This window comes from Megamonas sp. Calf98-2 (assembly GCF_900110235.1).
Lineage (GTDB): Bacteria > Bacillota > Negativicutes > Selenomonadales > Selenomonadaceae > Megamonas > Megamonas funiformis.
On the sequence record NZ_FOCY01000003.1, the window covers coordinates 1 to 26,377 of the forward strand.

General features: G+C 31.6%; 19 protein-coding genes, 4 tRNA genes and 1 other annotated feature. Of the genes, 10 read left to right on the forward strand and 13 right to left on the reverse strand.

Features of this window, described 5'->3' with window-relative positions; all coding sequences use genetic code 11:
* Nucleotides 1–222: 222 nt before the first annotated feature.
* The 7 genes from pfkA to BMX03_RS01295 all read right to left on the reverse strand — a co-directional run bounded on the left by pfkA (nt 223) and on the right by BMX03_RS01295 (nt 9,764).
* A complete protein-coding gene (gene pfkA, locus BMX03_RS01265) occupies nt 223–1,185 on the reverse strand; it encodes a 6-phosphofructokinase (protein ID WP_018999976.1) in 963 nt (320 codons plus the stop codon).
* A gap of 97 nt (nt 1,186–1,282) precedes the next feature.
* Complete coding sequence (locus BMX03_RS01270; RefSeq protein ID WP_008538782.1) at nt 1,283–2,605, reverse strand: hemolysin family protein; 1,323 nt, start codon at nt 2,603–2,605, stop codon at nt 1,283–1,285.
* A gap of 237 nt (nt 2,606–2,842) precedes the next feature.
* A complete protein-coding gene (locus BMX03_RS01275; protein WP_091693322.1) occupies nt 2,843–5,215 on the reverse strand; it encodes a DNA topoisomerase 3 in 2,373 nt (790 codons plus the stop codon).
* A 25-nt stretch (nt 5,216–5,240) separates the two neighbouring features.
* Nucleotides 5,241–5,615, reverse strand: a complete 375-nt coding sequence (locus BMX03_RS01280) for a YkvA family protein (RefSeq protein WP_091693325.1) — start codon at nt 5,613–5,615, stop codon at nt 5,241–5,243.
* A gap of 121 nt (nt 5,616–5,736) precedes the next feature.
* Nucleotides 5,737–7,374: a DUF4127 family protein gene (locus BMX03_RS01285; RefSeq protein ID WP_091693328.1), complete on the reverse strand. Its 1,638-nt coding sequence runs from the start codon at nt 7,372–7,374 to the stop codon at nt 5,737–5,739.
* A 97-nt stretch (nt 7,375–7,471) separates the two neighbouring features.
* Nucleotides 7,472–9,112: a DUF4127 family protein gene (locus BMX03_RS01290; RefSeq protein ID WP_022227917.1), complete on the reverse strand. Its 1,641-nt coding sequence runs from the start codon at nt 9,110–9,112 to the stop codon at nt 7,472–7,474.
* A gap of 31 nt (nt 9,113–9,143) precedes the next feature.
* Entirely contained in the window at nt 9,144–9,764 is a 621-nt protein-coding gene (locus BMX03_RS01295; protein WP_022227918.1) for a hypothetical protein, read from the reverse strand.
* Nucleotides 9,765–9,887: 123 nt separating this feature from the next.
* Here BMX03_RS01295 and BMX03_RS01300 point away from each other — a divergent pair, with 123 nt between their 5' ends.
* The 5 genes from BMX03_RS01300 to BMX03_RS01320 all read left to right on the forward strand — a co-directional run bounded on the left by BMX03_RS01300 (nt 9,888) and on the right by BMX03_RS01320 (nt 15,693).
* Complete coding sequence (locus tag BMX03_RS01300) at nt 9,888–11,237, forward strand: NCS2 family permease (protein WP_033405769.1); 1,350 nt, start codon at nt 9,888–9,890, stop codon at nt 11,235–11,237.
* Between the two features lie 33 nt (nt 11,238–11,270).
* Nucleotides 11,271–12,068 carry a glucosaminidase domain-containing protein gene (locus BMX03_RS01305; protein WP_015562891.1) on the forward strand — a complete coding sequence of 266 codons (798 nt, stop codon included), beginning with the start codon at nt 11,271–11,273 and terminating at the stop codon, nt 12,066–12,068.
* Nucleotides 12,069–12,252: 184 nt separating this feature from the next.
* Nucleotides 12,253–13,866, forward strand: a complete 1,614-nt coding sequence (locus tag BMX03_RS01310) for an ABC1 kinase family protein (protein WP_075555173.1) — start codon at nt 12,253–12,255, stop codon at nt 13,864–13,866.
* A gap of 496 nt (nt 13,867–14,362) precedes the next feature.
* A complete protein-coding gene (gene aroH / locus BMX03_RS01315; protein WP_018999984.1) occupies nt 14,363–14,725 on the forward strand; it encodes a chorismate mutase in 363 nt (120 codons plus the stop codon).
* 11 nt (nt 14,726–14,736) lie between these two features.
* Nucleotides 14,737–15,693 (forward strand): hypothetical protein, encoded by a 957-nt coding sequence (locus tag BMX03_RS01320; protein WP_022227921.1) that lies wholly within the window; start codon nt 14,737–14,739, stop codon nt 15,691–15,693.
* A gap of 69 nt (nt 15,694–15,762) precedes the next feature.
* Here BMX03_RS01320 and aroF read toward each other — a convergent pair whose 3' ends face one another.
* The 4 genes from aroF to BMX03_RS01340 form a co-directional block, all read right to left on the reverse strand.
* Entirely contained in the window at nt 15,763–16,800 is a 1,038-nt protein-coding gene (aroF, locus tag BMX03_RS01325) for a 3-deoxy-7-phosphoheptulonate synthase (RefSeq protein ID WP_022227922.1), read from the reverse strand.
* Nucleotides 16,801–16,836: 36 nt separating this feature from the next.
* The gene (pheA, locus tag BMX03_RS01330) at nt 16,837–17,697 is read right to left on the reverse strand and encodes a prephenate dehydratase (RefSeq protein WP_022227923.1); all 861 of its coding nucleotides are present in this window, start codon (nt 17,695–17,697) and stop codon (nt 16,837–16,839) included.
* A 59-nt stretch (nt 17,698–17,756) separates the two neighbouring features.
* Nucleotides 17,757–18,003: a binding site (T-box leader), on the reverse strand.
* 80 nt (nt 18,004–18,083) lie between these two features.
* Nucleotides 18,084–18,911 carry a 3-methyl-2-oxobutanoate hydroxymethyltransferase gene (gene panB, locus BMX03_RS01335; RefSeq protein ID WP_075555171.1) on the reverse strand — a complete coding sequence of 276 codons (828 nt, stop codon included), beginning with the start codon at nt 18,909–18,911 and terminating at the stop codon, nt 18,084–18,086.
* On the reverse strand, nt 18,886–19,842 hold the full coding sequence (locus BMX03_RS01340; RefSeq protein WP_255361386.1) for a Rossmann-like and DUF2520 domain-containing protein: 957 nt from the start codon (nt 19,840–19,842) through the stop codon (nt 18,886–18,888). Before BMX03_RS01340 ends, panB begins: the two co-directional genes overlap by 26 nt.
* A 203-nt stretch (nt 19,843–20,045) precedes the next feature.
* Here BMX03_RS01340 and BMX03_RS01345 point away from each other — a divergent pair.
* Both BMX03_RS01345 and BMX03_RS01350 read left to right on the forward strand, forming a co-directional pair.
* Nucleotides 20,046–20,123 (forward strand) — tRNA-Arg (locus tag BMX03_RS01345).
* A gap of 8 nt (nt 20,124–20,131) precedes the next feature.
* A tRNA-Tyr gene (locus tag BMX03_RS01350) sits at nt 20,132–20,216 on the forward strand.
* Nucleotides 20,217–20,393: 177 nt separating this feature from the next.
* On the opposite strand, the gene ebgA is transcribed toward BMX03_RS01350, so the two are convergent.
* Nucleotides 20,394–23,468 carry a beta-galactosidase subunit alpha gene (gene ebgA, locus BMX03_RS01355; RefSeq protein WP_091693330.1) on the reverse strand — a complete coding sequence of 1,025 codons (3,075 nt, stop codon included), beginning with the start codon at nt 23,466–23,468 and terminating at the stop codon, nt 20,394–20,396.
* A 36-nt stretch (nt 23,469–23,504) separates the two neighbouring features.
* Nucleotides 23,505–24,959 (reverse strand): amino acid permease, encoded by a 1,455-nt coding sequence (locus tag BMX03_RS01360; protein ID WP_015562901.1) that lies wholly within the window; start codon nt 24,957–24,959, stop codon nt 23,505–23,507.
* A 303-nt stretch (nt 24,960–25,262) separates the two neighbouring features.
* Between BMX03_RS01360 and BMX03_RS01365 the strand changes: the two genes are divergently transcribed.
* The 3 genes from BMX03_RS01365 (at nt 25,263) to BMX03_RS01375 (ending at nt 26,372) form a co-directional block, all read left to right on the forward strand.
* Nucleotides 25,263–26,120 (forward strand): helix-turn-helix domain-containing protein, encoded by an 858-nt coding sequence (locus BMX03_RS01365; RefSeq protein WP_008538804.1) that lies wholly within the window; start codon nt 25,263–25,265, stop codon nt 26,118–26,120.
* A gap of 81 nt (nt 26,121–26,201) precedes the next feature.
* Nucleotides 26,202–26,279 (forward strand) — tRNA-Arg (locus BMX03_RS01370).
* Between the two features lie 8 nt (nt 26,280–26,287).
* Nucleotides 26,288–26,372: transfer RNA gene (locus tag BMX03_RS01375), tRNA-Tyr, on the forward strand.
* The last annotated feature ends 5 nt before the right edge of the window (nt 26,373–26,377 follow it).

Here is a 26,377-nt window from a genome sequence, read left to right on the forward strand (position 1 = left end):
ATATCCATCTGCAAAGAGGAGCTATATCTGGCATGTTTAGAATTTTAACTACATGAGAAATAGAATTTCCTTTTAAAACCATTTTAATTGCTTTAACTTTAAATTCATTTGAGTATTTAGTCATAAAAAAACTGCACCTCCAAAAGTTGTTTTGTGTCCAACTTTTGGGGTGCAGTTCAGAATTAATCCAAACTTTAATGCTTTTATTTTTAGCCTAAATTATTATTTAGATAATACACGTGCTAAGCGTACTAATTCTGGGTCTAATGTTTTGTTGTTATTTACAGAATCATGAAGGTCAATAGCTACAACTTTACCTTCGTTGATACCAAATACGATATTAGACTGACCATTGAGAAGTGCTAAAGCAGCTTTTTCACCTAACATACTAGCTTTTACACGGTCTTCAGCTGTTGGAGAACCACCACGTTGAACGTGACCTAATACAGTTACACGAGTATCGATACCAGTTTTTTCACCGATTTCTTTACCGATATCTACAGCACTGCCTACACCTTCAGCAACAACAACGATGCTATAACGGCGACCATTGTCATAAGATGTTTTGAGTTCATCACAAATTTTGTTAAGGTCATATTTAACTTCTGGAACGAGAACATATTCTGCACCACCAGCGATACCTGCCATCATAGCAAGCCAGCCACATTTACGACCCATAACTTCAAGAACGATGATACGACGATGAGCAGATGCTGTATCACGAAGTTTATTGATTGCATCTAAGATAGTGTTTAATGCAGTATCAGCACCGATAGTATAATCAGAGCCCCAAACATCATTATCGATAGTACCAGGAAGACCAACGATTGGCATACCTAAATCGCTTAATAAAGAACCACCAGTTAAGCTACCATCACCACCGATAATAACTAAACCTTCAATGCCATGGCTTTGAAGAATTTTAAGAGCTTCTTTACGAGTTTCTTCTTGTTTGAATTCTGGGCAACGAGCTGTACCTAAGAAAGTACCACCACGTTGGATAATATCACTAACGCTTTGAGAATTTAATTCTACGATACGATCTTCAAGCATACCTTTGTATCCATCATAGATACCAAATACTTTTACTCCTTCATAAAGAGCTGTACGAACTACCGCACGAGCTGCAGCATTCATTCCTGGGCTATCTCCACCACTAGTCATGATTGCAATAGATTTTAACATATCAAATTACCCCTTTTCTTCTTTGATATACAATATAATGCATATTATTAACTATATAGAAATGCTTATACTAAAATATAAACATATTCGCAACTTTTTAAATATCTGTATTTCCATCTACAGTATGATTTAATTTTACTAATACGCGCGTAATACGAACTCTATCTACTTCTTCGACAAAGAATTCATCATCGCCAAAGTTAGCTTTTTGACCTACACGTGGAGGAGTATCTACCTGTGTAGAAAGCCAACCACCGATAGTATCTATATTTTCTTCTTCAATATTAGTGCCAAACATTTCATTTACATCATCAAGTAACATTTTCGCATCAAGGGAATATAATTTCTCTGTACGTTTTTCTACTGTTGGTCTTTCTTCATCAAATTCATCTTGAATTTCACCAACAATTTCCTCAACAATGTCTTCTAATGTAACCATACCAGCTGTACCGCCATATTCATCTACAACAATAGCTAATTGTAAACGTTTTCCTTGCATAAGTTTTAACAAATTACGCACTGGCATAGATTCTGGTACGACAGTAACTTCTCTTAACAATGACCTAATATCAATATTTTTGCGCGCATATAATGGATTTAATAAATCTTTTATATGCAAAAATCCTACTATATTATCTTTATCTTCAATACAAACAGGATATCTTGTCATCTGTTCAGTCAACGCTTTTTTTACATTTTCATCAAAAGAGTCTTCTAAATACAAACAAATCATATCTGTTCGAGGGATCATAATCTCTCTAACTGTAAGATTAGATAAATCAAATACATTATCTACAAAAGTCAATTCTGTTTTATCAATATATCCATGTTTATGACTTTCTTCCATCAACAAGCGAATTTCTTCTTCACTATGAGCTTCTTCACCTTCACTTGCCACTTCAAAACCAAGGCGAATTATTACCCAGTTAGCTACATGGTTTAAAATCCATACAGCCGGCCACATAATCTTGTGGAAAATAAGCATTGGTATAGAAATATTAAGCGTTACAGTTTCTGCTTTTTGAATAGCCATAGATTTTGGTGCTAATTCACCTAAAATGATATGCATTGCTGTAATGAGAGAGAAACCTACCACAAGTGCTATAGAATGAGCAAAATCTTCACCAAAGCCAAAGAACTGCACAACAGGTACTAATAAAGCTGCAACAGCTGGCTCACCAACCCAACCTAAACCAAGGGATGCAAGTGTTATCCCTAACTGTGTTACTGATAAAGATGCATCTAAATGGTCTGTGAGCTTTTTGGCATATTTAGCTCGTGTATTACCTTCTTGTAAAAGAGTTTCCAAACGAGAGGAACGAATTTTTACAAGGGCAAATTCCGCCGCTACGAAAAAACCATTCATAAACACTAAAAATACTACTAAAATTAATTTCAACAGAACTTCAATTAGCTCCAATAATTAATTACCTGTATCAACTATTTATACTAACATTGAAACAGGTAATTCACCTCCTATATTGTATAAATTTAAATCTAGTATAATTATATAAAATCATAAGTTATTTTTCAACTTTTTCTTTATCTGAATATTTTTACGTTGTACTTACTTTTAATTTACATTTTAGTATAGTTAATAAAAATTCTTTAAATAGATTTAAAAATTCATATACTAGTTCAACGTATTTTGAGCTTTTTATATTACAGGAATTCCATTATTATCATCATAAGTAGCTATGCAATGAGGATAATTTGAACATGCCCAAAACCAACCATTTTTACCGCGAATTCTACGTAAATTGCCTTCTTTACAACGCGTACATAAATATTTTGATGTAGCTTTAATATTTTTATTTTTCTCTATAGGCATTGCTGAAAATTTTTCTTTAGGAGCGAAATTCATCTTTTTTGTATTTTCTCTAGCGATTAAATCCCAAGCTGAAATCAATTGATTATCTTGCTGAAATATCTCATTTTGCCCAGATTTTATATAATTTTTATCACTATTATTATAACTCATTTGTCGATAATTATTGAAATTAAATTTCGTTTTTTCTATATCTGGCTTGCCATCTACATCATTACAAGTCATGCGACAATTAGGAAAGTTAGAACAGCCCCAAAACTCACCATTTTTTCCTTTGCGTTTTACTAAAATACCTTGATTACATCTAGGGCATTTATATTCATGCTCTTGTACCAAAACGGTCTTTGTTGCTTTCATACATAAATTCTGCGTAAATTCTGCCTGTTTAGCTAAAAATTCTTCAATTGTTCCCTGACCTTCAGATAAAGAATGAAGATAGTCTTCCCAAACAGCTGTAGAGTCTGGATATGTCATTTCATCTGGCAGTGCATCAATTAAAATATACGCCGACTGTGTTGGCACTAAATATTTCTTTTTACCTTCAAGCTGTAAAAAATTTCTCTTTACTAAATCTTCGATAATAGTCGCTCTTGTAGCTTCTGTGCCAATACCATAAATATCTTTTAATTTTTTCTTAACTTCTACATCTTTTACATATTTATGAATATCTTTCATACCTGCAAGCAGTGTCGAACTTGTAAAGCGAGTTGGTGGTTTTGTAGATTTTTTATCATATTCGCCTTTTACATATTCTACTTCATCACCTTTTTTCATAAGTGGCAATGAATTTTGTTCTTCTTTTTCTTCATTATCTTCTTTTTTATCATCTTCATTTAAAGATTTTTCTTTATTATTTTGCACATATAATTCTTTCCACCCCATCTGTTTTACGACTCTACCACTTGTTACAAACAATTCTTGCATATATTCTATGCTGATTTTAGTCTGGTCATAAATATGAACTGGATAAAATTGTGCTATATATGCTTGAGCTATTAAAAAGTAAATATTTCTTTCTTCTATGGTCAAACTCATTAAATTGACTTTTACTTTTGTTGGAATAATCGCATGATGAGCTGTAATTTTTTTATCATTCCATGCTCTACTTTTCGTTTTTAAATCACATTTTTTTGCCCAATTAGTCAATTGCTTTTCATTGATATTATATAAATTCTGCAAAATAATTTTAGCATCACTAAACTGGCTTTGTGGTAAATATTCACAATCAGAACGTGGATATGTCGTCAATTTTTTCTCATATAATTTTTGTGCAGTATCTAATACTAATTGCGGGTCATATCCATATTTTTTACCTGCCAAAACTTGCAAACTAGATAAAGAAAATGGCAATCTTTGTGCTTCTTTTTTCTGTGCTTTTTGATAAGCTGTTATTTTTCCTGCTTCTGTTTTTTGAGCAAATTTACCAATTAAAACTTTAGCTATATTTTCATCAATCAAACGATTTTCAAAATCCAGTCCCGCCTGTGTATCTTTAGGCTTCCATGTGGCACTAAATTCACCATTTTGATGAGCAAATATCGCTTTTATCGTGAAATAATCCACTGGCTTAAAATCTTTTAATTCGCGTTCTCTGCGGACAACTAAAGCAAGTGTTGGCGTTTTTACTCTACCTACAGCAAATACACCTTTTTTTCCTGCTCTTCTTGCTGCCAAAGTATATGCCCTAGACAAATTCATACCGATAAGCCAATCTGCTCTTGCTCTAGCTAAAGCAGATTTTTTTAAATTTAAAAAATCTCGATTATCTCGCAAATCTTTATTAGCTTTTTTTATACTTCCTTCATCTAAAGCATTTAATAAAATTCGCTTTACAGGTTTTTGACAATTTAAATAATCTAAAACTTCATCAATCAATAATTGCCCTTCTCTATCAGGGTCGCCTGCATGAACTATTTCATCAGCTTTATCAATAAGATTTTTAATAATACCAAATTGCTTTTTGCAAGACTCATCTATAATCATTTTCCACTGTTTTGGTATAATCGGTAAATCTTCAGCTTTCCAATTTTTATATTTAGCATTGTATTCTTCTGGCTCAGCTTGACGCAAAATATGACCAAAAGCCCATGTTACAATTCCATCTTTAGTTATTAAATATCCATCTTTTCTTTGCACAGGGCCTGTCAAACATTTTGCAATCTCTGCTCCCATACTTGGTTTTTCAGCTATATATAAACGCATAATTTCATCTCCTAAATTATTTGAATTAATTAAAAATAAAATTATAAATCGCCACAAAAACAAATATAGTCCATGCTATGAGAAAAATTCCACAAATAGCTAAAAGCCAAGGCATTTTCGGCCCTAAATAATCTGCCTGTGCTTCTGATTTTGCTCTAACAGAAGCAGGTAACATCTGAAGCATTGCATATAAAATTCCCGGCACAACTACTGCATCATCTAATAATCCCAGTCCTGGTATCATATCTGGTAAAAAATCAATAGGACTTATAAGATATAAAAACGCTACAATTGTCATTGTCTTTATTATCTTAGGTGTATTTCTATTAAATAAAGCTGTAAATAAGATTAAAATATCTCTTCTACTTGAACTGATAAACGATATAATTCGTGTAAACATTTAAAATTCTCCTTAATAAAAATAAACTTATAAATTAAATCAAAATATCATCTATAAAATAAAAACTCTATATTAAATATTAATTATTATACTTAATATAGAGCTTTATGTGAACTATAATTTATTTTTCTATTTTTTCTTCTACAGATACTTTTTCTTCAGGGAAAACTATATCTGCTTCAAACATACGTTGCCATGGAAATCTTATTTGCGCATCAGCCACATAAGACTGACCTTCAAATTTTTCTAAGCCATAATCAACTATCATTTTCTGTAAAGCTTCTGTAGCTAATTTTTCTGCTGGTAAAGTTCTAGTTTTTGTATTACCATAATCGCCTTCACCAGGCATGGAATTCAATCTATTTGCTACAGCTTGTCTGATATTTGCCTGATAGAGCCAATCATCTAAATAGCGGACTTCAAGCATTTTTAAAATGCCCACTCTATCTGTATAATTTGCTCCCATGCCCATAGCCAAAGCATAACCTGTACTATTTGTAGGTGTATTCCAACCTGAATAAGCATTTAATTTATCCAATAAATTTTTACCATATAAACTAAACATTAAAGCATTATCAGAGCCATTACCAAATGTGATGTCGCCAATACCTACTTTTTTATTAGCCTGTACAGCTTCATCGACCATATTGACAAAATCTATGATATTTTCATTTGGTATATATACATTATTTAAATCATTAGCTGCACCTGTTGTACCGTCAAAATTAGTATTAACCATGAATACTAAATCTGCTCCTTTATCGCTATTGACTTTCATACCGCCAGCCATTTTGATATGAGTCGCTATAGAATTTTTAATTGGCTCATTAGAATATGCGGGTATCGTATTTTCTCCTGTACCTTTAGCATAATGAACACTTACAAATGGAATATCACCTTGTAAATTATTCACTGCTCTAGTCAATAAAACGTAACCAATTTCATCAATTCCAGCTACTGATTGATATTTCAACTCACCTAAATCACTGCCATAATTATCAAGCGCACGGCGTTCTTTATTGGTCTGTGAATATTTCGCATTATCATCACAACCTAATGCTAAATAAGTGATTACATCATTTCTAGCTAAATCAATTAAATTTTTACTTACTAAAAAATTGCCTTGTCTACGAGAAAGCCAATCATCTAAAGCTGCTTTTGGTATTTTTTGTTCATATTGTTTTAACTGTTTTCTTTCTTTATGTGTTAGTCCATCTTGTTCTAATTTATCAGTCAATGCAGTATAACGCGCAATATCTGTACCATATTGAGCATAATAATTTGCATCTTCACTACCTGACGCTTCACTTGTTTGAGGTGTTCTCATAATTGAGCCAAATACATATAATTTCATATTTGGATTTGCTTGATGTATCTTTTCAAAATTATGCACTCTAGCTAAAACAACATCTTCACTTAAATTATGCTTTCTTGAAGCAACAAGACTACCATAAACCATAGAGTCTGAAGATATTACTGCTGCATCAGCTTTTTTTGCATTTTCTATCACCCATTTAGATAACTCTTCTGGTTTTGCATAAGGATTTTCTCTATTACCTAGGAGTTCTTCTGGTGGTGTCAATACTTCATATCCTAAATCACGAATATTATCTGCTGTCTGCTTAAAAGAAATCGGTCTATTATCATGGGGTACAAAAATAATAGTTTTATTTAAACTAGCAAAAACAACATTCGGTACATAAACTACTATCATCATCAAAAAAAGACATAATAGTTGTTTTAAATATTTAAACTGCACTTTATCACCTCATTAATTATAAATATCTTAATCATAATAAATTATATCATAATTTCAATCATACTAGAAAAGCCTGCTGATATGCAGGCTTTTTAATCTAATATTTTAAATGCTTTTTCAATACTGTTTCATTTAATTTATTACCAGAAACATCGAAATTAGCTTCAAAAATTCTATTCCATGGCATTGTTATCGAAACATTTACTGCTTCATTAAATAAATTTAAATTATCACTTACAAAAGAACGCATTAATTTTGTACCATATTCTTCAATATATGGTCTTTTTGTATCTCCTATAGTTAAATAATCACCACTACCTGGCAATAAATTTAAGTAAGAGTTCACACTTTGACGAACATTTGCTTGATATACCCAATCATCTAGATATCTAGTCAATAATAATTCATTGCGTTTATCTTGGCTTATCTGATTGCCTACAATTCCCATGCCTAATGCAAAACCAGTGCTATTAGTTGCTGTATTCCAACCAGCATATCCATATAATTTATCTAATAAATCTCTATCTTGTAATTGTTTCATCAAAGCATTGTCTGCTCCATTAGCAAAAGCAATATCACCTACAGCCACATGATAGCCTGCATTGACAAAGCTTTCTATATCTTCAACAAAATCCATTGTATTATATCTTGGTTGAAGCGTATTTACTGGAGTATTAGCATCATATGTCCAGCCACTGCGATTAGTATTTATAAACATTACTAAATCAGCTTTTTTCAAATCATATGTTCTAATACCACCGATAGCCGTTATTTGACTTGTAAGTGTATTATCTATAGACTCATCTGAATATGTTGGCACAGTTGCTCCGCCATAACCAGAAGCATATTTTATATAAACATATGGCTTATAATTTTCTAATTCATTAACAGCTCTAGTTAAAACTAAAAGCCCAACTTCATCTAAACCAGTCAAAACTTGGAAACGATTATTTTTTAATCCTAAACTATTTGCATATTCTCTTAGCTCATTACTTTCTCTATGAGTCTGGGATAATTTAGCATTATCATCTTTTCCTGTTGCCATATACACTACATCATTGTTTTTAACTAAATTTATCAATTGTTTATTGACTTCTAAATTTGTTCTGCGACGAGAAAGCCAGTCTTTCAAAGCTGCCTCTGGCACACCTTCTCTTAGCGTTACTTGATAACTTTCATTTAACCCTGAAGTATCTGCATTATCAATTTTTGTATAATTAGCTATAGCTTTCCCATATTTTACATAGTATTCTGGCTCTTCTGTTCCTGAAGAAGCCCCATCTTTTGGCGTTCTCATGATAGAAGAAAATACATATATAGGCATTTTAGGGTGCGTATCATGCAACTTTTCTATATTTTTTACACGTCTTAACAATAAATCTCTTGGTATATGGTGTTTTCTTGAAGCTACTAAACTTCCATAAATCATAGCATCAGAAGATATTACTGCTACTTTATCTTTACCACCATTTTCCACTAACCAACGATTAATTTCTTCTGGTCTGCCAGCTTTATCTCTATCACCTAATAAATCTTTTGGTGGCATCTCTACAGTATAACCCATAGAACGGATTACTTGTGCTGTTTGATCGGAAGATATCGGTCTATCATCTTGAGGCACATACAAAATTACTTTTTTCTCATCTTTAGCAAATACTTTTTCTACATTAAAAATATTTACTAAACAAACGACTAAACAAACGCCTAAAACTAGTTTTTTCCAACTCCTAGAATACAAAATTTACACCTCTCCACTGCCAAATAGCGTATTATCTTCTCTGCTTTTTATTTTCTTTCATCTTCTTTTTTTGCTCTTTAGTTAAAGTTATTCCTGCTGCTTTTAAATCTTCAGGATTAACCTGATCTATAATTTTTGTTAAAAGCTCTTTTCTATGTTCTTTTTCATAATCTAATATAGCTTGATAAAAATTATAATCTACATCTTTTACACTCATTGTATTCATATTTTGAGTTGGTCTTTCATAATTAACATACAAAGAGTTATATCCTTGATCTAAATATACACATTCTGTATATTCTACTGTTTTATCTTTTATATTTATTCGCAAATATTCTGCTACACCAGACAATTCATCAAATCTATATGTGCTTAAATTTCTCCATTGTCTTTTCATTATCACATCTTGAATTTGCATATTATCAAAAAGTCTTACTGTTGGCACAATTAAAATATTCGTGTCGGCAATGCCATCTGCTCCAATTTCATAGGTCATAGCATCTTTATTAAAATAATAACTTGAACGAGGTGTTGCCTGCACCCACTGAAAAATTTCTTCAGATAACGGTTCTGTCGCCGCAAAAGAATTATTTATTGGAAAACTAATAACAGTCATTAAGCTTAATACTAAAATAAAAAGATATCTTTTCACTATATTTCTCCTTTCTTCAATATACAAATAACTATCTAACTATATAATGATATCATATTTAATATTCAATTTAAAGATAATAACTATTATTATTAAATTTATACTAAAAATTTTTTCACAATTATGGTATTATATGATAGTATACAAAATAAATCTCAGAAAGGTTTTGTCATGTCAATAAAAGAATATTTTAAATTTGAAGAACGAAAAACTTCTTATTTTACTGAAACCCTTGCTGGTTTTACTACTTTTTTAACTATGGCATATATCATCATCTTAAATCCTAGTGTTCTAAGCCAGACAGGTATGGATTTTAATGGTGTATTTTTTGCCACAATAATTGCAACTATTGTTGGTTGTTTATTCATGGGGATTTTTGCTAATTATCCTATAGCAATTGCTCCTGGGCTTGCAATGAATGCTTATTTTAGTTTTGTTGTAGTAATTTCCATGGGAATTCCTTGGCAAGAAGCTTTAGGTGCTGTATTTATTTCCGCTTTAATCTTTTTAATCCTTTCATTGACATCATTTCGTCAAGCTGTTATCAACGCTATACCAGCTTCAATGAAAGAAGGTATCAGTGCTGGTATCGGTTTATTTATCAGTTTTGTCGGTCTTCAAAGTGCCCATATTATTGTAGCTTCTCCAGCTACCCTAGTTACTCTTGGTAATTTTACTGATCCTGTAACTTATATGTCACTTATCGGTTTATTTATAAGCATTATTTTAGTGGTAAATAATGTACGTGGTGCCTTGTTTTTAGGCATGATTATTACCTCTATATTATCTTTCCTTTTTGGTTATATCAGTTTACCTGATACTATTTTCAGTACACCTGAACTCGGTAATACATTTATGCAAATGGATATCATGGGAGCTATTTCTCATAATCTTTATACTATAATTTTTACATTTTTCATTGTTACTTTATTTGACACTACTGGTACTATGCTCGGTATTGCCAAACAAGCAGGATTGATGAAAAATGATACTTTTCCTAATGTAAAAAGCGCTCTTTTAGCAGATTCTATCGCTAGCCTTGTTGGTTCTATTTTTGGTACAAGTCCAACATCTGCCTATGTTGAATCTGGTTCTGGTGTAGCTAGTGGTGGTCGTACTGGTTTTGTAAACGTCATCATTGCTTTATTATTCCTCTTAATGCTTTTTACAGCTCCAATTGCTAAAGTTTTATCCACTGTTCCAGCAGTTACTGCACCAGCATTAATTATTGTTGGTTTTTATATGATGAGCAGTTTATCTCGTATAAATTGGGATGATATGCAAGAAGCTTTTCCTGCTTTCTTGATTTTTCTAATGATGCCATTATCTTACAGTATCACTGATGCTGTTGGTATCGGTATTATCTCTTATTGCTTAATAAAAATATTCTCTGGAAAAATTAAACAAGTTCACCCTCTACTTTATGTATTTATGCTTTTGTTTATTATCCAATTTGTAGTCTTAAGCAATTAAAAATTTGATACTTAAGGAGGTCCTTTATCTTCTATGTTTTTTCGCAAATATAAAATTCTTGGTAGTTCTTTAATTGTCGCAGCTTGTATCAGTATTGGTTTTCCTAGTCAAGCTAGTATGACTCCTATGCAAAATAATTATACCTTAAAAGGCTTAAGTCAACATCAACAACGCGAAACAAGTGCTGTTATTGCTTTAAAAACTGATAATGATGATAATACTTTTGATAAAAAAGAAACATCTAATCACTCTGTATCAGAAAAAATCGCTGCTATTTTAAAAGGCGACTCTGATAAAAAAGAACAAGATAAAGTAATAAATTATGGCAGTTCTTCTATCATGGGTTCAGCTATTGCAACTCGTGAACAATGCGTAAATTACTTGCTCAAAAATAACCCAAATCCTAAAATTACAGTTTCTGCTGAAGAATTAGTTGATTATTATTATGAAGAAGCTGGTAAAGAAGGAATTCGTCCTGATGCAACTTTTGCTCAAGCTTTAAAAGAAACAGGATTTTTTAGATATGGTGGTACAGTAACACCTGACCAAAATAATTATTGCGGTCTAGGTACAACAAGTGCTACTGTAAAAGGTGCTTATTTTGAAACAGCTCGTATTGGTGTTAGGGCTCATATCCAACATTTGTTGGCTTATGCTTCCGTTAGACCTCCTCGTGAAGATGTAGTAGACCCACGTTATTCCTTAGTTCGTGCCGTTTATTCTACATCAACAATTGATACATGGCCTGGTTTAAATGGTCGTTGGGCAGTTCCTGGAAATAATTACGGACAAGAAATTCTACAAATTTTAGATAATATTACAAAAGAATAAATAAAAAGAGTTGAAATATATACTTGAAGATTTTCAAATTAATATTTCAACTCTTTTTTATTAAAAATTTTAAACTCATCCAAAAATCCATATTCTAAGCGATAAATAAACTGTTATACTATTTTTCACTTATTTGCTATAATAAACATAATTATTTTATTTAAATACATTATATTAAAAATTTATGATAGAAGGTGTTAATTTGATAAAATTTCCTAAACAAACAAAATACAGTTCCTCTCATCGTTTACGAGAAATGGTGCTTGTTTTACGTAAGCATAATGTACTTACAAGCGATATGACACCTGAAAAATTGCGTTTAATCCTAGAAGATTTAGGTCCTACATTTGTAAAATTAGGTCAAATACTCTCTTTAAAACCAGGATTTTTACCTGCCGATTATGCCATTGAACTGACTAAATTGCAAACACAAGCTAAGCCTTTAGATTTTAGCATCATCAAAAACTGCCTTGAAAAAGAATATAATAAAAAATTAGAAGATGTTTTTCTCGATATAGATGACCATGCACTTGGCTCTGCTTCTATAGCTCAAGTACATAAAGCTACATTAAAAACTGGTGAAAAAATAGTCATCAAAGTACAACGTCCTGGAATTTATGAAGTAATGGCTAAAGATATAGTTTTATTAAAACGAGCTGTATCTATCTTACAAGTCTTTAAAACTTCATCTAGCATTTTAGATTTTAACGCCATTCTTGATGAAATGTGGAATATCACAAAACAAGAAATGGATTTCATGATGGAAGCTGAACATATTGACGAATTTAAACGACTCAATAGTGAAGATATTTTCGTTGATTGTCCTACTGTAAAACATGAACTGACTACAGCTCGCGTGCTTGTAATGGAATATATTGACGGTCATCGCATTGATGAAATAAGCAAATTAAAAGCCCAAGGTTATAATGTTGAAGAATTAGGTATTCATCTTGGCAAAAATTATGTAAAACAAATCATTGAAGATGGCTATTTCCATGCAGATCCTCACCCAGGTAATATTTGGATAAAAAACGGTAAAATTATTTGGCTTGATTTAGGTATGATGGGACGCTTATCTTCTAAAGAACGTGATGCTTTAAAAAAAGCTGTTTACGCCCTTGTTCAACATGATACTTATGAAATGAAAAACGCTATTTTAACTTTAGGCACTGTTCAAGGAAAATTAAATCATATCCAACTTTATGAAGACATTGATAATCTAATGAACCGTTATAGTAATGCCAATTTCCAAACATTAAAATTAAGTGAATTAGCACATGATATCATAACTGTTGCTCGCCGTCATAAACTTTCTATAAATCCTGGTCTAAGTATGTTTGCTCGTGGTGTCGTTACGATTGAATCTGTTCTCAAAATTTGTTGTCCTAATGTCAATTTTATTGATATTTTTGCCTCTTACATGCGAGCTGATTTTAAACGAAATTTCAGTTGGAAAGAAGAATTTACTAAATTCAAACGAGATAGCTATTTAATGCTTCAAAAATCCATGCATATACCAGAACAATTATCTGATATCCTAAAAATGACAATGAGCGGACAAACTAAAGTTAATTTAGACTTAACAGGCTCAGAAGAACCTCTTCGTCGTTTAGATAAAATGATTAATAAATTAATCATCGGTATCATTTGCTCTGCACTACTTTTAGGCTCTAGCATTATCTGCACTACTAATATGACACCTCAAATAATGGAAATCCCTATTTTAGGTGTATTAGGATATTTAGTAGCCGTCTTCTTATCAATTCGTTTAATGATTAACATTTTTAAAGAAAAATAGTTTTTTATGTTCATTTCTTTGGTGACAAAGAAACGAACCAAAGAAATCACCGCAGATAAAATTTTAGTTTTGAAAATAATTATCTTTTCATACAACGCTTAGAAACTCGCTTCGCTCAAACATTCAGACTAAAAACGTATTCAAAGATAATTATTTTCAATAACCTTACGGTTACCACAAAATTTTATAATGCGGAAAATAAAAATCACTACATTATCTATAACTATTTAATAATCAACAATAAAATAATACCAAATATTTCCCGCATTTTAGCATCTTTTTGCGGTAGCCATAGGCTATTGGTAAAGATAAAAATATGACAATGGTTTTAGTTCTACTGTTTGAACGTAGTGAGTTTAGAACGTTGTTGGCATATTTTTATCTTTGCCAAAGTAAAAAGTGCGTGAGCGGGCAATTTTCTTTTTGTTTCGTTTTTCTTTTATATAAAAGAAAAATGAATATAACAAATATATTTACAATGAAAGGAATGTTTTTTATGCAAGGAATTAGAGGGGCTATCACTGTAGAGAACGATAATCGTGAAGAGATTATTGAGGCTGTCAAAAAATTATTAATAAACATTCTTGAAGCTAATGATATTACTGCTGAAGATATTGGTGCTGCTTTATTTAGTGCTACTAAGGATTTATCTAGTGTATTTCCTGCTTTTGCTGCACGTCAATTACCTAATTGGGATTTAGTGCCACTTTTTGATGCTCAACAGTTATATGTAGAAAACAGTATGGAAAAATGTATCCGCGTGTTACTTTTGGTGAATACTGATAAAACACAAAAGGAAATAAAACATATTTATTTAGGTAGAGCAAGTCAACTTCGCCCTGATATTGCAAAAGCTTAACTGGTGTTATTATGTCAGAAACATTTTATCGCCTTTTATTTATATTTATTGATGTTATCTTACCTCTAACTATAGGATATTATTTCCATAAATATAAGATAATATCTTTAAATACTTGTAATTTCCTCTTAAAATTAAATATCCGTTTCATCATGATAATCACTGGACTTGGTAGTTTTTGGTTGATAAAAATAGACCAAAATTTATTTTTATTGGCATTCGTAGGAATTATCCTCATTTCAGCACTTCCAGGATTATTAGCTTGTCCATATGTAAACTGGCGACTTGGTAAAAATATACGCAATAGCGGTGCTTATCTTTTAAGTAGTATGCTCTCTAATACAGGTATTTTAGGTGGTTTATGTGCTTATATAGCTATGGGACAATTAGCTTATGCTTATGTCCAAGTTATCGCTATGGTACAAAATATTTTTACACTTTCTTTTTGTTTTCCTCTAGCTGAATATTTTCATCAAAAATTCACATCTGGTTCGAAAGCAAAATTTCAACCGCATTGGCGTTCTATTCTAATCAGTTGGAACCAAATTGGTTTACTTAGTATGTTTATCGGTGCTATCTTAAATATTTACGAAGTACCTCGTCCTGATATTTTTGACCCCATTTTTAATGCTTCTGTCCATCTAGGTGCTTGGTTTGGTATTTTACCTGTAGGTTATTTATTAAATTTTAAAGCAGCTCGCCTATATAAATATCTAGCTTTGACTATTGTACCTGTTCGTTTTCTTATCATACCTATATTATCATTTATCACCGCTAGCTTATTTACAGATAATACTTTACTCATTTCAGTCATCACTTTGATTGGCATGTGTCCTATTGGTATCAATTCTGTTGTAGTTACTCAACTATATAAATTAAACACCAGTATTGCTGAGGCAATCTTTTTAATCACTACTATTATCTTTATTTTTATAGCTTATCCTATATTTTTATTTTTAATGACATAAAAAAGCAGTCAAATACTTTAATTATACATAAGTATTTGACTGCTTTTTCTCATCTTATAATATAAATTTTTAGTCTTTCATGTAATCAGTAAATAAATTTTCTGCTTTCACAAAATCAGAAATTTTATAGACACCACGCATTACTTCTCTATAATTTTCCGGTGTCAAAGATTGTGGTCCATCAGATAAAGCTTTTGCAGGATTTGGGTGAACTTCAATGATAAGTCCATCTGCTCCAGCTGCTATTGCTGCAAAGCTCATAGGTTTTACCATTCTCCATTTACCTGTACCATGACTTGGGTCTACGATAATTGGTAAATGACTTAAATGTTTTACTGCTGCTACAGCACTCATATCTAATGTGTTTCTTGTATATGTTTCATAAGTACGAATACCACGTTCACATAAAATTACATTATGATTGCCTTCATTCATAATATATTCAGCAGCATTTAACCATTCATCAATAGTAGCGCAAAGACCACGTTTGAGCATAACTGGTTTATTACATCTTCCAACTTCTTTTAATAAACGGAAATTTTGCATATTACGTGCACCAATCTGTAAAATATCCGCATAATGAGCTACAGCATCAACAGCTTCTACTTCTGTTACTTCTGTTACTACTTTTAATCCTGTAACTTCACGAGCTTCAGCCAAATATTCAAGACCTTTATTTTCAAGACCCTGGAAAGAATATGGAGAAGTACGAGGTTTATAAGCGCCACCACGTAAAAATTGTGCTCCACCGGCTTTTACGATTTTTGCTGCTTCTAATAATTGTTCACGAGATTCTACTGCACATGGGCCTGCCATTACTACTACATTGCCATCACCGATTTTTACACCATCTACATCAACAACAGTATTTGCTGGGTGGAATTCACGGCTGGCTAATTTATAAGATTTAGAAATAGCCACTGTCTGTTCTACACCTTCCATTGCCTCTACTGCTAGTGAACCCATACGAGTTTTGTCACCTATTACACCAACAATTTTCTGCTGTGCACCTTCCATTATCTTAGCTGTGAGCCCTACACTTTCGATAGCTTTTACTACAGCCATGATATTTTCTTCTCTTGCATCAGAATTCATTATTACAACCATTATTTATTCCACCTTTTCATTTATCTATATTTAAGATTAATTTATTTCATTTACTAATTTATTACTAGCTTTATATACTGGGAATTTTCCCAAGTTTTTAAGCCAAAAACATTTTTTACTAGCCTGCATAAGTGCTTCCTGTAAAATATCTTTATCCACATTAGCATCTATTTCTATGAAAAAAATATACTCGCCTAAACTTGTACGCGCAGGTCTTGATTCAATTCTTGTCATATTTACTTTTCGACAAGCAAAATCACCCAAAAGTTCGTATAAACTGCCAGCTCTACCATCTATCTGACAAATTATCATCATATTGGCTACATCTTGATATTTTTTTACTTTATCTTTATTAGTCAATAAAATAAATCTAGTAAAATTATCTTCAACATCTTGAATATCTGTATCTATTATCTGCAAATTATATAAATTAGCTGCTGTTTTTGTCGCTATTGCCGCATAACCATCTCCATAACAGCTTGCTTTTTCTGCTGCTCTAGCTGTACTAGAAACAGATTCTGTCTTTGCCGTTGGATAATGACTCTTTAAATATTCTCTACATTGAGCTAATGGTTGAATATGAGAAATTATTGTGTGTATCTTAGCATTAGGATTTTTTGTTAATAATTGATTATGTACACTCCATATTAATTCAGACTCTATCATTAAGTCAACATCATGAGCCAAAGTATCCAAGGTAATACGAACTGAACCTTCTATTGAATTTTCCACTGGTACTAAACAATAATCTACATCTTTTTGTGCAACAGCTTGTATCGCATCTTGTATTGTATTATATGCCACTAAATTCATTTTTTCTTTACGCAAATTAGCCATATAAATTGCAGCTTCTTCACTATTTGTTCCATGAGGTCCTAAAAAAGCTAATTTCTTCATGAAAAGCCTCCTTTCTTTTTTATCTAATTGATTTAAAAATAATAAAAGCCTCACCCTAATATAAGGGCGAGGCTGAATTCACGGTACCACCTTATTTATCTATAAAAATATAGATATCTCTCATCAAGTACGGGACTAATCCGATACTGTCCTTTTCGATAACGGTAAGGCTCCGGCTCCACCTACAATAAGTTCAGCGAGCAATTCCGAGGTGAACTTCAATAAATACTCTCATATCAAGTTTCCAGCATCCTTGACTCTCTGTCATGATTATATTTATCTACTTTTCCTCTTCATCATCTTTAGCGTGTTTACATAATATCATATAAAAAAATAAAATGCAATAGTTTTTATTGTAACTTTGTAATATTTAAATAAAATTATCATCAATATAATTTTTCAATTACACTATCATCTATTTTAAAACAATGCTCTTTTGCTGGAAATGTTTTTGCTTTTGTTTCTTCAATATAACCTTTAAAAGCTTTTGTCATTTCTTCACCAACATTTGCAAAGCGTTTCACAAATTTAGGTTTAAATCCGCCAAACATACCAAGCATATCTTGATATACTAAAATCTGACCATCGCAATCACTACCTGCACCAATGCCAATTGTCGGTATATTTATTTCTTCAGTGATAATTTTTGCCAATTTATCAGGAATACATTCTAACACTACAGCAAATGCACCTGCTTTTTCTACAGCTTTTGCTTCTTGAAGAATTCTTTTGGCAGCCTCTTCACTTTTCCCTTGAACTTTGAAACCACCAAAAGCATTAACAGATTGTGGTGTAAGCCCTATATGTGCCATAACAGGAATAGAAGCTTCGACAATTGCCTTTATCTGTGGGCAAACACTTTCTCCGCCTTCTAATTTTACTGCCTGACAATGACCTTCTTGCACTAAACGACCTGCATTTTTCACAGCATCATAAACAGATGTCTGATAAGACATAAATGGCATATCACCTACAACTAAAGCATTTTTTGCTCCTCTAGTAACAGCTTTTATATGGTGTATCATATCTTCCATAGTAACAGATAATGTATCTTCATAACCAAGCATGACCATGCCCAAGGAATCACCTACTAAAATTCCATTAACTCCAGCTTCATCAATCAACTTTGCTGTAGAATAATCATATGCTGTAAGCATTGTAATTTTATCTTTGTTTTCCTTTTGCATTTTAAATGTTGATACTGTATTTTTCACTATCAAAAACCTCTTTCATTTCACTATAATCTTTTAATGAATTTTTACTTTGTGCAATTTCAATTAATTTTTGTGATAATAACTTATAAATTTCTTTTTCTTGATTTAAATTTTCTTGATTAAATGCATTTAAATGTTTTTTTATCGTAACTACATCATTTCTCTCTACTGGGCCAGTCAAAGCATCTTTAATATCAAAAGTAGCTAAATTAGCTACATTTCCCTGCAATAATGGCAATAAAATATTTTTCGCCATCTTTTTATCTACACCACAACGATTTAATAAATCTATACTCGTGGCAAATAGAGCTGTAACTAAATTACTAGCCATTACTGCACTTGCATGATATAGTGCTTTTTTTTGCGTATCAATTTTTATGATGTCATTACCACATTTTTGAAAAATCTGCATCAAGCTATCTAAATATTCACTATTACCTTCAATAGTAAATACAGCATTTGCTAAATTTTTATAAGCTTCATACCTATCATTTATCGCACAAAGTGGGTGGATAGAATATGCATATGCACCTTTATTTTGAGCATCAAAAAAAGCGGTCGAAGATATCGAACCGCTACAATGACAAATATTTTTATTTCTAATATCCAGATTTCTCATATAATCCCAAATTTGACTAATACTACCATCAGGCACTGTCAAAAATAAGGTATCACTGTCTTTTAAGATATTTTCAAGATTTATATATAATTTAGTACTGGTAAAATCTGCTGCTGATTTTGCCGATTTTAAAGATTTACTAAAATAACCTACAATCTCTACATCATTTTGACTGCAATTATTTTGTAAATATTTTCCTAGGGAAAAGCCTACTTTCCCCGCACCAATAAATCCTATTTTCATTTTATCACCTCTTTTTCTTGGAAGTAATACAATGAAATCTCTGGTAAGGTCTTGTTCTTTCGATACAATCCTTTTTAATTAGATAAAAATAAAAGTTTGTGGTACAGTTTCGCTTCGAATACTATCCATCACATAATATATCATTTATTATCTATTTCGTATAGAGCTAAAATTTATTTTAATAAATCTTAAATTTTTTCAAAAAAAACATTTGACAAATATAAATCAATCTGATATTATAATATACGCGGTTAAGACAACCGCAAACAAATGGCCTTGTAGCTCAGCTGGATTAGAGTGTTTGACTACGAATCAAAAGGTCGCAGGTTCGAGTCCTGCCAAGGTCACCATTTGTAATGGGTAGGTGCCCGAGTGGTTAAAGGGAACGGACTGTAAATCCGTCGCCGTAGGCTACGATGGTTCGAATCCATCCCTGCCCACCATTTTGTAAATTAAAGCTTCGATTTTATCGGAGCTTTTTTGTTTTTCATCATCATTTAAAACTAAAGCACTAATAGTAAGTATAATAACTATTAGTGCTTTTATTTTTATAAAAAAAATTGTACCCTAACAAAAACATTAGGGTACATAATATTATAATTTTATTAGAGGCTATTTTATTATTTATCAAGACAAATTCTTTCAGCAGCTAAATGTTTATCCAAAACTTCTTTATTATTAAATGGAGTCAATCTAAAGGATAATTTAAAGTCTTCAAATTTTGCACGATATTTATCCAATTGCCACTGACCACAAGAATTTGTACCTAAAGCATTTTGTTTGTAATCTACATTAAATATAATGTAATCACGTTTTACTAAATCACAAGTATGTTTTGCATCATCTAAATCTTTATCTTCATACCAAGAAGCACTGAAATTAAAATCACCTTCAGTTGATGCTAAAAGACCCATACCTCTGTCATTTGTCATAGATACCCATTTACAACCCATATGATTTCCATTTTCTTGAGGAATTACATAGTTTGTAAATAATCCATCTACAGTATTTGCATATAAGCCCATTTGCGCTGCTTCTTTAGAGTCTGCATAGTTTTCGCCAGGTCCCATACCGAAATAGCGTACATGTTCCATAGATTTATCTAAATGCATGCTTACACCAATTCTAGGTAACATATCTGGTGCTAAATCAACTCTACCAGAAGGAGTGCCTTCTACATCAATTAAGATATCGCCAGATGGGCATACTGTATATACATATTTTGTTTTGAAGTGCCATGCACTATTAGTTGTACTATTGATTGTATCTACTTCTACTTTTAAGATATTGCCTTCCATGTGATAATCAATATTCATCACTACTTCATGTTCAAGATGTAAGAAGTATACTTTTTTCAATTTATCAATGATTTCCATATCATTGCTGATAGGTGCTCTCCATAAAGTTAAGCGAGGACCTTTGCTCAATACTTGCATACCATCACGAACGATATTCATTAAATTACCATTTACTAAGTTAAAGTCTAAAGAGAAGTTAGCGCCTTTTACATGTAAAGTAGTATGTTCTTTTTCAACATTTAAAATACCTTCTGGTCTTACCACGATACCTTCTTTATATAAAGGTAATTCAAATTGAGCAGTAGCAAGTTCATGACCGCTAGAAGCATAGCTTGTATCTTCTCTTAATTGATAAGAAATATTTACATAGTAATGAGCTCCTGGTTTTACTTTAATTGCAGATAAATCATATGGTAATGTAATGTCTTTATTTGCTCTAGCTTCAATAGAAGGAACAGCCATAAATCCAGTTTGAAGAATTACATCATCTTCCATAACTTTATAAACGAGATTAAATCTATCTAAATTTGCAAAATCATAACGACTTAATAAGTTTATGATACCTTTTTGAATATCTACAGCAGTAGTTGTAATTGGTTCAATAACTTTTTTATATTCATATAAACCTGGAGATGGTGTTCTATCTGGCATGATTAAGCCATCAATGCAGAAATCTTTATTGCTTGGGTCATCACCAAAATCTCCGCCATAGCGATAATATTTTTCTCCACTTTCTGTGAAGGATTCAATACCATGGTCAAACCATTCCCAAACGAAACCACCTTGTAATTTATCATGAGCATATACTAAGTCTTGATAATCTTTTAAGTTTCCTGGGCCATTACCCATTGCATGGCAATATTCGCAGTGAACATGTGGTTTTTTAGATTTTTCAATGATATCTTTCATGAGATATGGTTTCTTTGGATTTTCAATCCATGTGTACATTGTAGAATAAACATCAGCAGATTCTACATCAAAGTCGCCTTCATAATGAACTAATCTTGTAGGATCCATTTCATGTGCTACATCTGTCATTTTGCGGAAATTGCAACCAAAAGCAGATTCATTTCCTAAAGACCAGAAGATAATAGCAGGATGGTTTTTATCGCGTTCAATCATGCGAGTCATTCTAGAAACATAAGCAAGTTCCCAAGAAGGATCATCTGTAATCCATTTATAATCGCCAGTCAATTCAAAACCATGACATTCCAAATCTGTTTCAGCGATTAAATACATACCATATTCATCACATAAATCGTATAGATAATAAGAATTAGGATAATGAGATGTACGAATTGCATTGATATTGAATTGTTTCATTAAAATAATATCTTTTTCAATTTCTTCTCTAGATACTACACGACCATTTTGCGGGCTATAATCATGACGGTTTACACCTTTAAATTTAATAGCTACACCATTTACTAAGAAAGTTTCACCATTTAATCTAATATTGCGGAAACCTACATTTTGAGGAATAACTTCTACAATTTGACCGTCATCTTCTACAGTCATAAATAATTTATACAAATAAGGTGTTTCTGCTGTCCAATGATTTACATCAGCGATTACTTCATCAATACAAGCTTTGCCTTCTTTAGCTACTACAGTTTTTGTAAATACAGTATTTTCACCAGCATCTACTAATTCAAAAGTAACATTAACTTCTTTTGTTGTACGTAAGAAAGCTTCTACTTTGAAAATACCATTTTTATATTCATCATCTAAATCAGCAATTACTTTATAATCATTGATACCATCTTTAGGCACACCTATTAATTCTACATCGCGGAAAATTCCACTTTCCCACCACATATCTTGGTCTTCTAAATATGTGCCATCAGACCATTGATATACACGAACAGTTACATCATTTTCTTCGCCAACACGAATGATATCTGTAATATCAAATTCAGATTCATTTCTAGCAACTTTGCTATAGCCTACTTCCTTGCCATTAATCCATAAATGATATGCAGAGTCTACACCGCAAAATCTAATGATGATTTTTTTATCGCGATAGCTTTCTTCTACAAAAAATGTACGTTTATAAATACCTGTTGGGTTTTCTGTTGGTACATATGGTGGATTAATAGGGAAATTATACCATAAATCAGAATAGTGCATTTTGCCGTAGCCTTGTAACTGCCAATTTCCTGGAACTGTGATATCGTCCATTTTAGTTACATCAAAATCACTATTAAAGAAACCTTCTGGACTATATTCTGGAGCATCTAAAAACATAAATTTCCAAACGCCATTTAAATTTTTAAATGCATGAGTATATCTATTGTTGTTTAAAAGTGCCTTTTCTTTAGATGGAAATGTCAAGAAATGTGCTCTTGCTGGCATTCTATTAATTCCATCAATTTGATGATTTTCCCAAGTTTTCATAAAAAATTCCTCCTAAATAATATCTAAATTTATTTATTATTTTTGATTTAATTTCTTTTCATAACGGTTCCAACAAATCCAAGCAATACCCATAAATACTACTACACCTAATACGTTATAAACCAGTGTTAAAATAGGATTTGCTGCATCTTGAGGTAATGTACCATCTAAATATTGCATGATTAATGTTGGGTCTGGAACTGTAGACATGAAGAATACGAAAATGAATACAAGTAATAAGAATACACCTGCAAAGATACCAAAATTTCTACTACCAAATCTAAAGCTTCTATCCATATCGTCTTTTTTCCAACGTAAAACGATATAACCAATCAATAATAATAATACTGGTAATAAAGATGTTGCTGCTGTCATGTTGATGAGCATCTGTAAGAAGCTATCCATATTTCCGATACCTAAAGCTGGAATAATGAGCAATACGCTAACTACGATACCTTGTACAATTAAAGCATTTGTTGGGTTACCTTCATGATTAGTTTTTACAATCCATTTACCAAAAATACCTTCTGGAATTTCAGAAAAGAATACTTTTACTGGAGCTGCTGTCCAAAGAGCTAAAGAACCTAAGCTTCCTAAGAATAAAATTACACCTACTAAGCGAACCATGATATCGCCTGGAATACCAAAATGTGTACCTAAAATTTTAAATACATCAAAAATACCATTAGCAAAGTTATTTTGTAATGCAGCTGTAGGAACTACTAAACCTACGGCAATGGAACCTAATACATACATCAAACCAACAAAGATAGTGGATAATACCATTACCTTTATAAAAGTTTTATTACCGCCCTTTACATCTTTTATGTAAACACCAATACTTTCACCACCACCACAAGCTTGTAAAACCCAAGCCATAGTCATAAAGAAAGTCCAATCAAATCTTGGAGTGATTGTTTCCATAGAAAATTCTTGTGCAGGAGCTTCACCTAAACCAAATACTACGATAAACGCTAAGATAACAAACGCTATACCCATGAATAATCTGGCACTACCTGCTAAGTTTGTAACAATAGAAATCCAACTTACACCTTTGATACAAACATATGTTGCAATCCAGAATAACACTATTGAAACTAATGCAATAATCAATGTAGAATTATCACCCACAAAAACGTTCGTACCAAAAAGTGCATAAGAACCTTGAATTAATGTCTGTGGCAATAAAGAACCGAAGAAGAATAAATTTACAAAGAAATAACACCATGCACCTAAAAATGCCCATTTAGAACCTAAAACGCATTCTAACCAACTATGAATACCAGATTCTTTATCAGAGTTTGCTGATGCAAATTCACTCATCATCAAAATAAATGGTAAGAAATAAAAAACAGAACCAAATATATAAGCTGGAATAGTAGCTAATCCAATTTGTATGCTATTATTAATAATACTTGGAAAAGTATATACTGCCGAAAAAGTCATCATCATTAAAGCTATTTGACCTAATCTCGCTCTTTGATTATCCATAACAATTCTCCTTTTCTGTATATTCTTATTATTCTTTTTAATTTAATAAATAAAAGATAATAAAAATAACAAATTATCAATCTTTTTATCAAGTATATACGTATTTACTTCGATTATTATTATAGCATTTGCCCTTATCAGACTCTATCAGCTATGTTGAAATATTTTATATTTATGTTGATAAAATATTATATTTAAAATATATATTTGTTGATTTTTTATACTTATGTTGACAGAGGTGCATTGACTATCTCAAGAATTCTTCTTATAATATACTCAAATAAAAATATTGAAGGTGTTTTTATGGGAAAAATCTTTAAAAATGATGTAAGTGTTTTATTCAACAACAATCCTATAAGCGAAGATTTCCACCTCTATGAATGTGGTTATGAAGAATGTAAGCCAACTAAACCTTATGAATTTGTTCCTATTGATTATTGGGTAATTCATTATTGCATTGCCGGTGAAGGTATTTTTCAAATCGAAGATAAACAAAACCATATTAAAGCTGGCGATATTTTTATGATACCGCCTTATACAAAAAACAAATATTATCCTTTACCTGAAAATCCTTGGAGTTATCATTGGATCGGTTTACGAGGAAAGCAAATTCACAAACTTTTAAGCATGTGCGGATTAAGCCCAGAAACGTATATTATTCATAATGAATTAGATACACATCTTAAAAATCTTTTTGAAAAAATTTATCAAGAATTTCAACGAGAACGTTATTTTAAAAGTATTTCTACAACTTTTTTATTATTTGACTATCTTGGTAATCATTTACGCTTAAAACAAAAAGCAGAACTTTCAACTACAGAAGTTTATTTCAATGCTATTTTAAATTACATTCACAAAAATTATGCTGACAATATCAGTATTTCTGATATTGCTACCGCCAATAATATCGACAGAACATATGTCTTTAAATTATTTCAAAAATATTTAAAAATCAGTCCTAGTCAATATTTACAACAATATCGTCTAAGTAAAGCATGTACATTATTGAGAAAAACTTCTTTGAGTATAACAGATATTAGCTATACTGTAGGTTTTCAACATGCTCCTTATTTCACTAAATTATTTACACAATACATTGGAGAGACGCCTTCTGAATATCGCAAAGAATATATGCGTTTTGGTGAAGACTCTTTTTCTTAAAAAAAATTTATAAAAAACACTTGCCAAAAAAATATATCTATGCTATTATATAGAAGTTGCTTGTGAGAGCAATAAACAAATGGCCTTGTAGCTCAGCTGGATTAGAGTGTTTGACTACGAATCAAAAGGTCGCAGGTTCGAGTCCTGCCAAGGTCACCATTTGTAATGGGTAGGTGCCCGAGTGGTTAAAGGGAACGGACTGTAAATCCGTCGCCGTAGGCTACGATGGTTCGAATCCATCCCTGCCCACCATTTTG

What these genes read in the sequence shown, in the direction of transcription:
- BMX03_RS01365 (WP_008538804.1), top strand. Translation starts at nt 25,263, where the DNA reads ATGGGAAAAATCTTTAAAAATGATGTAAGTGTTTTATTCAACAACAAT.
- pfkA (WP_018999976.1), bottom strand. Translation starts at nt 1,185, where the DNA reads ATGTTAAAATCTATTGCAATCATGACTAGTGGTGGAGATAGCCCAGGA.
- BMX03_RS01310 (WP_075555173.1), top strand. Translation starts at nt 12,253, where the DNA reads ATGATAGAAGGTGTTAATTTGATAAAATTTCCTAAACAAACAAAATAC.
- BMX03_RS01320 (WP_022227921.1), top strand. Translation starts at nt 14,737, where the DNA reads ATGTCAGAAACATTTTATCGCCTTTTATTTATATTTATTGATGTTATC.
- BMX03_RS01305 (WP_015562891.1), top strand. Translation starts at nt 11,271, where the DNA reads ATGTTTTTTCGCAAATATAAAATTCTTGGTAGTTCTTTAATTGTCGCA.
- BMX03_RS01300 (WP_033405769.1), top strand. Translation starts at nt 9,888, where the DNA reads ATGGTATTATATGATAGTATACAAAATAAATCTCAGAAAGGTTTTGTC.
- aroF (WP_022227922.1), bottom strand. Translation starts at nt 16,800, where the DNA reads ATGGTTGTAATAATGAATTCTGATGCAAGAGAAGAAAATATCATGGCT.
- ebgA (WP_091693330.1), bottom strand. Translation starts at nt 23,468, where the DNA reads ATGAAAACTTGGGAAAATCATCAAATTGATGGAATTAATAGAATGCCA.
- BMX03_RS01360 (WP_015562901.1), bottom strand. Translation starts at nt 24,959, where the DNA reads ATGGATAATCAAAGAGCGAGATTAGGTCAAATAGCTTTAATGATGATG.
- aroH (WP_018999984.1), top strand. Translation starts at nt 14,363, where the DNA reads ATGCAAGGAATTAGAGGGGCTATCACTGTAGAGAACGATAATCGTGAA.
- BMX03_RS01275 (WP_091693322.1), bottom strand. Translation starts at nt 5,215, where the DNA reads ATGCGTTTATATATAGCTGAAAAACCAAGTATGGGAGCAGAGATTGCA.
- pheA (WP_022227923.1), bottom strand. Translation starts at nt 17,697, where the DNA reads ATGAAGAAATTAGCTTTTTTAGGACCTCATGGAACAAATAGTGAAGAA.
- BMX03_RS01280 (WP_091693325.1), bottom strand. Translation starts at nt 5,615, where the DNA reads ATGTTTACACGAATTATATCGTTTATCAGTTCAAGTAGAAGAGATATT.